The following is a 12,657-nucleotide window of genomic DNA, read 5'->3' as shown; positions in this document are numbered from 1 at the left end:
CCACTGCTTGGTACGCCTCTACCCACTCGCCGGTCGGGTCGTGGCAGTGGCGTCTGAGATCCGCTCCAACGACGACCGCCACGGCATCGCCGACGACATGGCTGGCGTCGCCGCCAAGGCGCTGGACCTGGCCCAGGAGCACGTCAACGCCGAGCCAGCCAACATCACCTGGCTGGCCCACCACGGTGCCTTCTCGTACCACGACGCGTTCGACCCAGATACCTTCACCCTCATCCCGCTGACCTGGGACGGGCAGCGCTACCAGGACAATCTCGAAGCTCACCGGCTGCTGACCGAGCAGCAGGTGCACGACCTCCTCGACGACCGCAGCCTGGAACCGGTGCCGAGGGCACTCGCCAGCCTCGGCTGGCCCTACTGAGGCCGGCGAGATGAACGCCGAGGCGAACAATCACATCTCCGGCAGGGAGATCCTGCGTACCGTCCACGGCCTGTATGCCGATTACCGCGAACCCATGGCGGCCCGCGGCAAGACAGCAACGATCATCCGGGTTGAGGCCGCAGGCCACGACCCGGTGGACTGGCAGGCCCGCGCGAACGCCTCACGAATCTCCGCTGAGCAGAAGGTCGCCAACTTCACCCGGATCGGACTGCACGCCGACCACCTGGTGCTGCCCGCCCACGTGACCCCAGCGCAGTTCGCGGCTGCCATCGAACGCGCCAACGCCGATCCCGCTGTCACCGCCATCATCGTGCAACAGCCGGTCCCCGCCCGGCTGCGTCAGTTCGTGCAGGACATCGCCCCACAGAAGGACATCGACGCACTGACCGAGGGGTCTGAACAGCAGGTATGTGCAACCGCCGAAGGAATATGGCGAGTAGTACAACCCTTCACCCGTGACACACCAGCAATCGCGGTGGTGGGAGCTCACGGCTTCGTCGGACGCGGCGTGGTCACCCGCCTCACCGAGCACGGCCACGAACCGCTCCAACTCGACCTCGGCGACGACCTGAACTCCGTGCGCGACGTCGACGTCGTCATCTCCGTCACCGGCAGCCCCGGTCTCCTCGGTCCACAACACATCCGCCCGCACCACCGGCTTGTGGTGGACTCCGGCTTTGTCCCGTCACCCGACGGCGGAGTGGCCGGCGACATCTCCCCCGAGGCCAAGGGCATCCCGCAGAACATCACCCCCGTACCCGGCGGAATCGGCCCTGTCGAGATGGCTGTCCTGGTCGAGCGAGTGATCCGCCAGGAACTGCACGCCGACCTGGCACCCTGGCAGTACCCAGGGCGTCCGTACCAGGCGCGCACCAGCAGGCCCGCCACCACCGCCCGAACTGCAGCTCTCGCCTTCCCGAAGCCGACTCGTGCACCTCGCCAGGCCGCACCGCAGCCTGCGGACCAGCCGATCCACCAACGCGGCGGCCCCGCGCGCGGCAACAACCAAGGTCACGAACGATGAACGCGTCGGTCGTCTCGGATCCAGCAACTTGAACGCCATCGACATCGCGGATCTGGTCAACAGCAGGCAGCTCTGCCCCACCGCCGTCGTCGAGGCCACCTTGACGCGCATCGCGGACCTCGACGGCGATCTGCGAGCGTTCCGCGAGGTCTGGCCGGACCGAGCACGCCACGCCGCGCACGAGCTGCGACGCACCATCGACGGTGGTACCCGCCTGCCGCTCGCGGGAGTTCCGCTGGGCATCAAAGCCACCGAAGGCGTCGACTCTCCACAGGCCCGACGGCTCATCGCCGCCGGATGCATCCCGATCGGCACCACCGCAGTCCCCCGCGGCACCACCTGGCAGACGTGGGGGTACACCGACCGCGGCCCCACCACCAACCCCTGGCGGGCAGACCGCACCCCCGGCGGGTCATCCGCCGGTTCCGCAGCCGCAGTCTCGGCAGGCCTCGTACCCCTGGCAACTGGGAACGACGGCGCTGGCTCCCTACGGATCCCGGCCGCCTGGTGCGGCGTTGTCGGCGTCAAGGTGAGCAGAGGTCTACTCCACTCCGCGAACCAGCTCAACGCGCCTGGCCCACTGGCCCGGACCGTCGCTGACGCTACGGCCTACCTCGATGCCATGCTGGGCACGCACCTCGCCACCGACATCACGGATCCGCTCCGAGGACGGCCTATCCGGGCAGTGTGGTCAAGCACTCTGGGCTACGCCGACGTCGACCAGCACGTGACGGAGCCTGCCCGGGCCGCAGCCGACCGACTCGCCGCTGGCGGACTGCTGCAGTGGGTCGAGCACGACCTGGTCCTCGACGACCCAGCACCCGCTTGGCGAATGCTCCGAACGGAAGAACCTACGGATCGAGCCGCCGTAGAGACCTTGCGCGCTCACAACGATCGCCGGCTAGCTGCTCTGTTCGCCACCGCTGATGTGCTGCTTACGCCCACAACTCCCTACGCTGCTCACGACCACGACGGGCCCGGTGAGCGTATGAATGTCGCCTTGACCTGGGCCTTCAACGTGAGCGGCCATCCAGCCGCGAGCGTTCCCGCTGGCTTCGCCCCCGACGGCACACCTGTGGGCCTCCAGGTCGTCGCCGACCATCACCGCGAAGACCTACTCGTGCGTGCAGCAGCCGCTCTGCATCTTCTGCAACCGTGGCCCAGCCCGACGTACCCGCCACAACCATAGAAATCGGACGATACTGATCGGTACGTCGGCGAGGCGCTTCGCAGAGTGCCCTACGCCGCCGCCGATCCAGCCCACTCTGCGCGAACTCCATCGGCTGGGCCACCGAAAGCAGAAGTACGGCTGACGAGACGACGAACGCCCCGTAGCGTGGCTGGTTGCCACGCACGGGACGTCGTATCGACTGAGAGACCGGCCACCGCGCCGCCTGAGGCCTTCAAGGACTGGTCACGCCCCGATCCCTCGATCGATGTCCCTGACAGTAGAGCGGCGGCAGCCGCCACCGCAAGTTCGTTGGCTCCCTGTTCAGGCACGTGTTGGGGCGCATCTACAAGCAACCGTAAGTACCCTTACGCTTGCGCCGCCAGTTCCAAAAAGAGGTTTTTGGCAGTACCCTTACGCTTGCGCATCACTGACCAGGAGTTTTGCGCAGCGAACTAGTAAATACGTAGAGGCCAAAGGATGACATGACTCCCTCACAGCCGATTCGCGCGGCGCAAGCGACGCCAGATCCAGCACCAGAGATCGCGCTACGCGCCGCCGGTGACTTCGCCCGGCGCATCGGCAAGCGCCGGGCAGCCGCAGGCGCTCCGGTGCGTAACGTCTTCGTCTCCGCCCTTGCAGACGAGGTTCCGCCCCTCGCGGCACTCCTGCGTGGCGGTGGCCGCGGTGGCGTGGTGCGGCTCAAGCTCTACCTCAGCCTGCTGTGGGTCTGTGCCGCCCCGCCGTACCAGGCGTCCTACCCGGCGCGAGCGTGGGCTGCCCTGTTCGGCCTACCCCACTACGAGACCAAGGGCGTGCGCCGCATCCAGGAGGCAACACGGGACCTAGTCGACCACCACTTCATCAGCGTCCAAGATCGAGGTGGGAAGCCGAGCCTACTCACTCTGCTTGACGAGAGCGGATCCGGCGAGATTTACATCCCGCCATCCGACTCTTACAACAACCTCGCCGCCCGCAAGGCACCCCTCGAAGTCCTGCAGCGCCACCGCTACTTCAAAATCCCGTCGTGGATCTGGACCAGCGGTTACATGGCCCGCCTCTCCGGTCCGGGCCTGGCCATGTTGCTGGTCCTGCACGAAGAACAGCGGGGGCAGGCCGGGCGAGAGGTGTGGTTCACCCCCCAGCTCGCCAGCGACCGCTTCAGGCTCGCGAGCTCCACTCGAACCGCTGGAATCAAAGAACTCCGCGATCTGGGCCTCGTTCGCACCCGCAAGACCGTGGTCAGCCACGACGGCAGCTTCATCAACTTCCACCGCCGCCGCAACGTCCATGCACTCGTCGATCAGACAACAACGGTCATCCCAGCAGGTTAGATACTCAGGCCTATATCTGCAGGCAGACCAGCCTGAGCGACATTCAGGACGACCTGGGCGACCCCAGGGACCTGACCGAAACCACCCGATCTCCACATGCAGCATCTCCGTGATCTGCTTCAGGAGTTCACTCTCACGTCGGGCTTCCCGGAGCATCTAGCCCTTTCACGCCCCTACGCCGATGTCGCCACCACGCCGACAGAAGGTGCCCCCTGATCGGGGGGCGCCCGCACCTCGACCGGGCGACTACTGTCGGCAAGGTGGCGGCTTCGGTATGCAAGCGATGCTCCGGTCACATGCCGCTGATCAAGAGGCGCGATGCCCAGTTCTGCTCGCGGACGTGCCGGAAGGCAGCAGCCCGGGAAGCCAAACGATCGGATCAAGACGAGTCGCGGGAGCCCTGGCTTAGGACGTGCAAGGTTTGCGGCGTGAGATGGAACTTCGACGACTGCAGGCCGGAAAAGGCGTACTGCTCCAAGCGGTGCCGGACCCGCGCGTGGCGAAGTCGACTGCCCGATCCGATGGTCAAGGTACGCACCCGCAAATCCCAAGATCCGCAGCCGTGACGCCTGAAGGAGACGCCTACAGGGCCTCAACCTGGCCTAATAGAAGATCATCCATACCGAACCGGGAATATTCGGGGTCAGGTCCATAGTCTGCATTGTCGGCCCCAACGTGGAGGTACCGCGCGTGAGGCAGACCAGACGTTGGGGCTCGATCACGTCGCAGCTATCGACCCTAACCGCTAGTAGCGGACTACGCGACCATTTGAGGTTGTGAAGTTCCGGTCAGCGGTGACCTGTGACGTCGGGTACTGCATCACGGTCAGGCCAGAGGAGATCACCAGGTTGACCAACCCGGCTTCCAGTTTCGACCTCAGCATGGCTCGGTTCGTCAAGTACATCATGAGCCCGGGAACACAGCGCTTCACGCTCGTACGCGGCTTCGACGACATGTACCACCCGGCTAAGGACCCCTATCGCAGGATGCGACTGGCAGTCCAGGCAGGTCGGCGCACCGGCAAAGACAAGGCGGCGATGGACAGCGCCGTCCAGAACTGCCGGGAGCAGATCCGAGCCCACTACATCGACATCGCCCGTGGGTGGCTGTCGTTCATTGAGCCGCATGCGAACACCGCGTTCGTCTCCCCGGGCACCGGCCGGTGGCACACCACCGACCTGACTGTCCGTGTCACGCCCGATCTCGTGCTCCTGCATCCGAACGGGACCACCGACGTCCTGAAGCTCTACTTCTACAACGACCCGATCTCCACGCAGGCTGCCGAGATCACGCTGTGGTTGATGCGTCAGACCCTCGACCAGACCCACCCTGGGGCACGGCCGATGGTGTTGGACGTCCGCCGCCAGCGGGAGTACACGCGGGTGAGCTCCAACCCGGGGTACTCGAGTTGGTTGGAGTCTGAGGCCGCCAGCCTCACGTTCCTGTACCGGCGACACCGAGCGGCCTGACCGACCGAAACCACCTGGGGGTCCCGGCCCGGGCCGGGACCCCCAGGACCGGCCCATTGGTGGCTCTGTCAGTCGCCATGGAGTCGAGCGCCTTCACCAACGACAAGTTCCTCAGCGCCTCTGGGGTGTTCGGGGTGGGGGGTAGCCTTCTGCGGAATGCCCGTCGCCGGCAGCGGTGAGATACGCGGCGAGGGTGTAGGCCGGCGCCCGGTCGAGACGCTGCCCGCCGTGGTCGTAGCGGCGGGTGGTCCGGGCGTCGGCGTGGCCGAGTTGCTCCTGGACGTCCTCCAGGCGGGCGCCGGCATCCCGGGCGAGGGTGGCGCAGGTGTGGCGCAGCGCATGAGGGCTCATCTTCACCGGGATCCCGGCGGTTGCGGCCAGGCGGCGCAGCAGCCGCCACACCGCGCCCCGGTCGACGCGGGCGCCGCTGGCTGTGGCGACCAGGGGCCGGCGCGGCCGTGCCCCGGCCTGCCCGGCCGGCACCGGCACCTGGGCCTCGGTGAGGTCGGGCCGGGCGGCAAGGTAGGCGTCCAGGCGGCGGGTGACCGGGGCGGGCAACGCGACTAGGTGCTCACCGCCGCCCTTGGCGGTGAAGCGCAGGACGCGGTGGTTGCGGTCGTGGCCGAGTTGCTCGGCGTCGGCGCCGACGAGTTCTCCCACGCGCAGCCCGGTGTAGAGGAGCAGGGCGACGATCGCGGCGGTGCGAGCGGCCTGGGGGCCGGTGTCGGCGTCGGCTGCGGCGAGCAGCGCCTCGGCCTGTGCGCGGGACAGGCCGGCGGTGCGGGGTCGGGCCGGGTCGGTCTTCGGCTTCTGCTTGGGGTCGATGGCGGCGGGGTTGGCTCGGTCGGTGCGGTCCTCGGCGATCAACCACGAGTAGAACGCAGACACGGCGGCGAGACGACGGGCCCGGGTCGCCGCCGACGCGGCACCGGCGGCCTCCTGGGCGCGCAGCCAGGCGTGGGTGTGTACCCGGCGGACCTCGGTGAGCGGGTCGACGTCGGAGGCGGCCAGGAAGGCAAGCCAGTGCCGCAGGTCCCGCTGGTAGGCGTCCCGGGTGTGCGCCGAGGCGTAGCCGATCAGCCACTCCCGCAGCAGCACCTCCAGGCCGTCACCGCCACCGGCTCCCGCCGTCGTGGTGGTGGCGGCCGACCGGGTGGCGGGCAGCAGCTCTCCGGAAAGGATGGTCACCGCCTCACCCCTCACTGACGCTGTTCGGCCCGCAGGCACGCCTGGTGCCAGCGGGCGTACCGGACCCCGTCGTCGCCGAAGGTGTCGGTGACGAGCGGGAGCGCCTCATCCACCCCCTGGTCGCGGTGCTCTCGCTCGTCCTGCTCCCGCCGGCACGCGAGACCGCCGCGCGCACCGCGCGGTCAACGAGCTGCAGGACAGCTCCCATGTCCACCGTCGTGGGTTCGCTGGTGCTGCTGTTCGTGCCCACACCTTCCTCCTAGTGTGCTGAGTCGTTAATTCGTTGGTAAATTGGTGGTATGGGTGATGGCCGTGGTCCGAAGCTTGCACCGCTGGAACTGGCCGCTGAGGAGAGCGAGGCGTTGCAGGGGCTGGCTCGGCGACCGAAGACGGCCCAGGCGTTGGCGGTGCGGGCGCGGATCGTCCTCGCCTGTGCGGAAGGGCTGTCCAACAGTGAGGTGTCTCGCCGGCTTGGGGTGTCGCTGCCGACGGTCGGCAAGTGGCGCAAGCGGTTCATGGCTGATCGGGTGGACGGGCTGCGCGACGAGCCGCGTCCGGGCGCGCCGCGGAAGGTCGGTGACGCCCAGGTCGAGGCGGTGATCACGAAGACGCTCGAAGAGTTGCCGTCTGATCGGGATAGTCATTGGTCGACCCGGTCGATGGCGAAGGCGGTGGGGTTGAACCAGACCGCGGTCGCGCGGATCTGGCGGGCGTTCGGGCTCAAGCCGCACCTGGTCGACAGCTGGAAGCTGTCGACCGACCCGCTGTTCGTGGACAAGGTCCGCGACATCGTCGGGTTGTACCTGGACCCGCCAGAGGCCGCCATGGTCCTCGCCGTGGACGAGAAGTCGCAGATGCAGGCTCTCGATCGGACCGCGCCGATGCTGCCGATGATGCCTGGTGTACCGGGCCGGGTGACCCATGACTACGTCCGTCACGGCACCACCAGCCTGTTCGCCGCCCTCGACGTGGCCACTGGCAAGGTCATCGGCCAGACCCAGCGCAAGCACCGCCACCAGGAGTTCCTGCGCTTCCTGCGCACCATCGACCGGGCCACCCCGCCCGAGTTGGAACTCCATCTCGTCCTGGACAACTACGCCACCCACAAGACGCCCGCCATCCAGCAGTGGTTGCTCCAGCACCCCCGCTTCCACCTGCACTTCACCCCGACCTACTCGTCGTGGCTCAACCTCGTCGAACGCTGGTTCGCCGAACTGACCAACCGCAAACTCCGCCGGTCAGCCCACCGCAGCGTCGCCGACCTGGAAACCGACGTAGCCACCTGGATCGACGCATGGAACGCCAACCCCAAGCCCCTCGTCTGGACCAAAACAGCTGACGACATCCTCGATACCATCGCCGCATACTGCCAACGAATTAACGACTCAGGACACTAGAGGGTTGGCATCTGAGATCTCTCGCCTGTGGCGGGCGGCTACGCGTCGTCTGCCCCTGTCTGGTCGTGGTATTTGCGGCGATGGTTGCGCACGCTTTCCGGACTTCCGCAGTACCAGCAGTCCGGGCACTTCTCCCAAGGACCGTTCATGACCGCTTGGGCGATGACCGAGCGGTGGGGCCCGTAACCGTGGTGGTGGAGCAGCTGCGGCACAGAACCGTGGAACTCTGCGGCGGTCAACGCTGCCTCGGCGATCTTGTCGTGTCCCCGGGCGAAGAAGGATCCAATGCTGGTCTGTTTGCCGCAGCCGCACCAGCAGGTGCCGGTCGGGATCAAACGCGGCGGATTCGTGTCAGGCATAGAAACCAAGATAGCAGTTCTTGATAGCAAATCAAGGTACACGTTCTTGGTCGGCTTTGGCCAGGCCAGGACGATGCATGCCGCCATAAGATCAGTTATGGAGGCATGACGCGCGTCGGCGAGATTCCGAGGAGTCAGGCACGGCGCCTTGGCGTCAGCCGCCCATCTCGGCATCGTCATCGCGGGGGGAGTTCGGTCCCACGACTTGGATGTCCTCGGGCGTGATCGCCAAGGGCAGCCCCGACTTTTCGAGCGCGCCCACGATCTGCTCCAGGAGGCGGTCCTCCTCGGCCCACCGGCGATCGCGCTCTTCGTCTTCCACCTGATCGGCGACCCGGGCGGCCAGCACCTCGCGCAGCACCGTCACCTCGGGGGACAACTCCAGCCATCCGCCGGGCCCAGCGTCCATCCCCCCGACTGACAGACCAGCGTCCTGGGCCGCCTTGACGGCGAACGCGAGTTGAACCAGTGCGTCCCTCTGCGCGGCTGCGGCGGCCCGGGTCTGCTCGGCCAGGTCATGCGCTCGACGTCGCCACTGGTTCACCGCGAGCGTGGCATTGAACGTGGCGGGCTTGGACGCCAGATCCTTCCAGCTCAGCAGATCGAGCGCGGCGCCGATGGCCACGACCTCGGTGAGCTTGGGCTCGCGGTGACCCTGCTCCAGCTTCCAGATCGTCGCCTGGGTACAGGAGTGGCCGAGATCCTTGACCCGCTGCGCCAGCTCCGCTTGGGACAGGCCCTTCTCTTCGCGGATCTTGCGCAGGTTGATCGCGAAGTACTCCCCGACCGACCTGTCAGCGTCCAGCGTCGCCACACACGCCCCCTTCTCCTCGTCGACTCCGAAACGGAGTCGATCGCAACTACGAACCATAGTGTACGGTGCTGTGGAGTCAAGGACCAATCCGAACTGGAGTCGAACGTGGCGAAGGAGTCGCGGACCGTCGGGCGTCCGTACCTGCTCAGCCTGCGGGCGAGCCTCGTCCTGGCGCTGAGCCTGCTGGTGGGCATCGCGGCTGCCGGGCTGACCATCGCATCCGGCGGTGACTGGGCGGGCGCCCTGCTCGCCGGGGGCGCGGCGGTCGGCGGAGCGATCGTGCTGTTCAACCAGATCATCGACGACGGCGATGGCGTCCGGTGACCCGCGCGTAGACCCGGAGGCGGGCCGGCCGGCGCAGGTCGCGCCGGCCGACGATCCGCCCCTGGCCCGTCAGCTCTCGTATGCGCAGGCGAACACGCGGAGCTTCGCTGCCAGTTCCCGTGCCTGGGCCGGGGTGTGGTGGGCCGTGTAGGGCTGCCAGTAGTCGCTGTCCGGGTCTTCGTCGCTCTCCACCCCGGTGACCGCGACCCGGGTCGTGTCGTCGTGGTCGACCAGGTCCAGCCACAGCGTCCCGGTGTCCCCGCCGGCCTGGCCGATGGCCGCCGTGGTGACGTGCCGGCGGGTCGCCGGGCCAGTGGTGGGCTGCTTATCGTGCAGCAGCGCGAGCAGGTCCCGCAGGGTCACCGGTAGTTCCTCGTCGCCGATGGCCACCTTCTCCCGAGCCAGGTCGGCGTCGCTGTCGATGAGGTGCTCCAGGCGCTGGGCCGCCTGCCGCCACCTGGTCGGCTTCGGCGGCCGGTGGCCGGACTCGGCGAGGTCCGCCAGCTCGTCCAGGTGCCGGGCGGCGGTCTCGGCCTCGGCCGGGGCCAGGTGCGGCGGGCTGTAGCTGCCCGGCGGCGCGTACTCGTCGCCGGCCGGGTACTCCGTGCTGGTGACCGGGTTCCACTGGCCGGGCGTGGTGGCCACCGCGACGTACCGGCCGCCGTCCCACTGGTCGTTGCCGTCCCCGTAGTCCATCAACGCGAGGGTGGTGGCCGGGCCGGCCGCGCTGGCGACCTGGGCGGTGCCGTGACAGGTGTCGCCGTCGGCGTAGCCAAGCACGTCGCCTACTACGGGGCTCGTCGACGCGGCCGGCGTCGGGGTGGTGCCGTCGCCCATTCCGATCTCCTTACTCGTGGCGGTGCCGCCGGTGGCTCGGGCCTGCGTCTCGTACTTCTCGGCCTGTTCCTCGTAGTAGCGGGCCGCGAGGATCTCCCGCGCCGCCTCCGCCTCGGCGCCGCGCGCCGCCAAGGCGTGCTTGGCGGCGACGATGGCGTCACGGATCGTGCGGGCGGCCACCGCGTGCTGCTCGGCCGACTCCTGGTTGTCGCGGGCGTCGCGCCGGTACCGGCCGGCGGCGTCGCGGCAGGCCCGCGCCCGACCGGCCAGGGTCTCGGCCTTGGCGACCGTCGCGGCGTAGCGGTTCGCCACCCGCATCGCCTCCTGGTCGACGGCGGGCACCGTCAGCACTCCCCGGTCAGGTCGGCCACGTACTCCACACCGCCGCCGTGGTCGGCGCGAGCGGTCCAGCCGTGGCAGGTGACTCCCGCGTCGGTCAGCACGCCGGTGGCCCACCGGCACGCCTGGTCGACCTCGTCGGCGCCCAGGCCGTCGTGGTCGGCGTGCGGCTTGTCGTCGGCCAGGAGCAGCCACACGTCGTCGGCCGGGTCGCGCAGCAACCGCCACTCCCCCGCCCCGGCCGGCACCACCACGGCGTCCTGTACGGCGAGGAAAGCCGGCCGGCCGCCGGACACCTGGCCGTCGGTCCAGCCGGTCACCTCGATCCCGTGCCGGTCGGAAAGCAGCTCGGCCGCCCACGCCTGGGCGGCGTCGACGGCGTCGGGACCGGTGAGGTGTTCGGCGTACGCGGCCGGCTCATCGGCCTGGTCGTAGTGCAGCACCCAGCAGCACGCGTCGTCGGCGTCGAAGACCAGCGACACCCGCTCCGGACCCTCGCCCACAACAGGCCGGGCAGGGTCGGGCTCGGTCTCCGGCGGGTCGATGGCGTCGACCCGGGCCTGCTCCCACTCGCTCAGGGTGTAGCCGGCATCCTCGGCCAGCCGGGCCAGCCACGCCGCGTCGGCGTCCGTCCACGACCGGTAGGTCGCACGGGCCTGCACCTCACGGCGGGCGATCCCGAGAGCGTGCGCGGCGTGCACCCGGGTGGACCAGTCCGCGCGGCGGACCTCTTCCCACCACCGGTAGTTCGGCAACGCCGGGTCCGGGCCGACCCCGGCGGCCAGCAACCACCGGTGAGCGAGCTGCGCGCACTCGTTGCCCGGCGCCCACAACCAGGCGTCGATGATGTCCCCCGCACTACGAGGCAGCTTCGGCGGCTGGGCGGCCAGAATCGCAGCGGCCTCGGCACGGGCGGTCATCGCCTTGCGGCGCTCCCGCTCGTCGGTGATCCTCTGCTGCTCCGCCGGGCTGCGGTTGTCCGCAGCTCGCGGCTTGCCCGCCGTGGAGTAATAGGACACCTGCCCGTAAGAGCTGACCTCCGCTACCAGCGCACCGGCCTTGCGGGCCGCCGCGATCGCCTTCGCCCCGTCCAGGCGACGTTCCCAGTAGCTGGCACCGAACTGCTGCGACGCGCTGCCGATGACCTGGGTGCCCTCGGCAGCCAACTTCTCGCGTGCGGCGTCGATGGCCTCCTGCTGCTCCCGCTCCCGCCGCACCTGCGCCACTAACTGGACGGCGGTCCAGTGGTCCCGGCGGTCATCACGCAGCCGGTACGCGGCCAGCATCAGCTCCTGGTCGTCGCCGGCCGCGTCGACGAGGGCGAGGGCGTCCCGGATCTGCAGGGCCGACCGCTTCCCGTCCAGGTCGTCGGGCTCCTGGTCGTCGCCGACCAGGGCGCGGCCGGTCTCCAACTCGGCCAGCAACTCATCGGGGAGCCTGAGCAGCTTCAGACGCTTGGACACATGCGACTGCGAGCAGCCGACCTTCGCCGCGATGTCCCGTTGCCGGCGGCCGGCGGCCTCCTGCTCGGCGAACGCCCGCGCCTCCTCCACCGGGCTCAACGGTGCGCGGGCCACGTTCTCGGCGGTCATCACGTCCAGCTGCGCCAGCGGGTCGTCCGCGATCGCGTCCTCACGCACCAGCACACCCAGCGTCGCCTCCGGGTCGTCGCCGAAGACCAGGCCAGCCGCCGTACGCCGACGGGCACCCACCAGCACCACCCACTGCGCCCCGGCGAGGGCCTCCGCGTGCACCGGCCATGCGGCGGCAACCCTGTAAGCGGGCAGCACCACCGGCGGCTGGATCACCCCCACCTCCCGGATTGACGCCTCCAGGTCGGACAGGTCACCCATCGTCTTGCGCGGGTTGGCCGGATGCGTCACCACACTGCCCAGACGCACCTCCTCGGGGCGCATCGGTACGGTGACTGCCGGCGGCGGGACTGCGGAAGATTCCACGGAATCCGTCATGATGATGGTGCTCCTTAAGGGGAGTGAGGCGGGG

Annotated in this window: 12 protein-coding genes; 7 read left to right on the top strand and 5 right to left on the bottom strand. The window is 68.9% G+C overall.

Translation table 11 applies throughout. From position 1 onward, the window contains the following. The first annotated feature begins 46 nt into the window (after positions 1 to 46). From ACQP2H_RS31875 to ACQP2H_RS31855, 5 genes are all read left to right on the top strand, one after another. Complete coding sequence (locus ACQP2H_RS31875) at positions 47 to 379, top strand: hypothetical protein (RefSeq protein WP_433233880.1); 333 nt, start codon at positions 47 to 49, stop codon at positions 377 to 379. Between the two features lie 10 nt (positions 380 to 389). After that, on the top strand, positions 390 to 1,424 hold the full coding sequence (locus tag ACQP2H_RS31870; protein ID WP_433233877.1) for a tetrahydrofolate dehydrogenase/cyclohydrolase catalytic domain-containing protein: 1,035 nt from the start codon (positions 390 to 392) through the stop codon (positions 1,422 to 1,424). A 28-nt stretch (positions 1,425 to 1,452) separates the two neighbouring features. After that, entirely contained in the window at positions 1,453 to 2,613 is a 1,161-nt protein-coding gene (locus tag ACQP2H_RS31865; protein WP_433233874.1) for an amidase, read from the top strand. A gap of 464 nt (positions 2,614 to 3,077) precedes the next feature. After that, positions 3,078 to 3,926: a hypothetical protein gene (locus ACQP2H_RS31860; RefSeq protein ID WP_433233871.1), complete on the top strand. Its 849-nt coding sequence runs from the start codon at positions 3,078 to 3,080 to the stop codon at positions 3,924 to 3,926. A gap of 848 nt (positions 3,927 to 4,774) precedes the next feature. After that, positions 4,775 to 5,395, top strand: coding sequence for a hypothetical protein (locus tag ACQP2H_RS31855; protein ID WP_433233868.1), 621 nt, complete (start codon positions 4,775 to 4,777; stop codon positions 5,393 to 5,395). 111 nt (positions 5,396 to 5,506) lie between these two features. On the opposite strand, the gene ACQP2H_RS31850 is transcribed toward ACQP2H_RS31855, so the two are convergent. Beyond that, positions 5,507 to 6,583 (bottom strand): tyrosine-type recombinase/integrase, encoded by a 1,077-nt coding sequence (locus tag ACQP2H_RS31850; protein ID WP_433233865.1) that lies wholly within the window; start codon positions 6,581 to 6,583, stop codon positions 5,507 to 5,509. Positions 6,584 to 6,882: 299 nt separating this feature from the next. Here ACQP2H_RS31850 and ACQP2H_RS31845 point away from each other — a divergent pair, with 299 nt between their 5' ends. After that, positions 6,883 to 7,980, top strand: coding sequence for an IS630 family transposase (locus ACQP2H_RS31845; RefSeq protein WP_433233861.1), 1,098 nt, complete (start codon positions 6,883 to 6,885; stop codon positions 7,978 to 7,980). A 38-nt stretch (positions 7,981 to 8,018) separates the two neighbouring features. Here ACQP2H_RS31845 and ACQP2H_RS31840 read toward each other — a convergent pair whose 3' ends face one another. Together ACQP2H_RS31840 and ACQP2H_RS31835 are read right to left on the bottom strand one after the other, a co-directional pair. Further along, a complete protein-coding gene (locus ACQP2H_RS31840) occupies positions 8,019 to 8,339 on the bottom strand; it encodes a hypothetical protein (protein ID WP_433233858.1) in 321 nt (106 codons plus the stop codon). 154 nt (positions 8,340 to 8,493) lie between these two features. Further along, on the bottom strand, positions 8,494 to 9,153 hold the full coding sequence (locus ACQP2H_RS31835; RefSeq protein ID WP_433233855.1) for a helix-turn-helix domain-containing protein: 660 nt from the start codon (positions 9,151 to 9,153) through the stop codon (positions 8,494 to 8,496). A 105-nt stretch (positions 9,154 to 9,258) separates the two neighbouring features. On the opposite strand from ACQP2H_RS31835, the gene ACQP2H_RS31830 reads away from it, so the two are divergent. Next, the gene (locus ACQP2H_RS31830; protein WP_433233852.1) at positions 9,259 to 9,477 is read left to right on the top strand and encodes a hypothetical protein; all 219 of its coding nucleotides are present in this window, start codon (positions 9,259 to 9,261) and stop codon (positions 9,475 to 9,477) included. A 69-nt stretch (positions 9,478 to 9,546) separates the two neighbouring features. Here the strand turns inward: ACQP2H_RS31830 and ACQP2H_RS31825 are convergent, their stop codons facing one another. Further along, positions 9,547 to 10,656: a hypothetical protein gene (locus ACQP2H_RS31825; RefSeq protein WP_433233849.1), complete on the bottom strand. Its 1,110-nt coding sequence runs from the start codon at positions 10,654 to 10,656 to the stop codon at positions 9,547 to 9,549. Between the two features lie 2 nt (positions 10,657 to 10,658). Beyond that, positions 10,659 to 12,623: a ParB/RepB/Spo0J family partition protein gene (locus tag ACQP2H_RS31820; protein WP_433233846.1), complete on the bottom strand. Its 1,965-nt coding sequence runs from the start codon at positions 12,621 to 12,623 to the stop codon at positions 10,659 to 10,661. Positions 12,624 to 12,657: the final 34 nt, after the last annotated feature.

It is taken from the genome of Micromonospora sp. CA-248260 (assembly GCF_050942205.1).
Classification (GTDB): Bacteria; Actinomycetota; Actinomycetes; order Mycobacteriales; family Micromonosporaceae; genus Micromonospora; species Micromonospora antibiotica.
The sequence above is the reverse complement of the archived record's forward strand: the minus strand, read 5'-3'. Positions and strand labels throughout refer to the sequence as shown.

What these genes read in the sequence shown, in the direction of transcription:
- ACQP2H_RS31870 (WP_433233877.1), top strand. Translation starts at nt 390, where the DNA reads ATGAACGCCGAGGCGAACAATCACATCTCCGGCAGGGAGATCCTGCGT.
- ACQP2H_RS31860 (WP_433233871.1), top strand. Translation starts at nt 3,078, where the DNA reads ATGACTCCCTCACAGCCGATTCGCGCGGCGCAAGCGACGCCAGATCCA.
- ACQP2H_RS31845 (WP_433233861.1), top strand. Translation starts at nt 6,883, where the DNA reads ATGGGTGATGGCCGTGGTCCGAAGCTTGCACCGCTGGAACTGGCCGCT.
- ACQP2H_RS31840 (WP_433233858.1), bottom strand. Translation starts at nt 8,339, where the DNA reads ATGCCTGACACGAATCCGCCGCGTTTGATCCCGACCGGCACCTGCTGG.
- ACQP2H_RS31820 (WP_433233846.1), bottom strand. Translation starts at nt 12,623, where the DNA reads ATGACGGATTCCGTGGAATCTTCCGCAGTCCCGCCGCCGGCAGTCACC.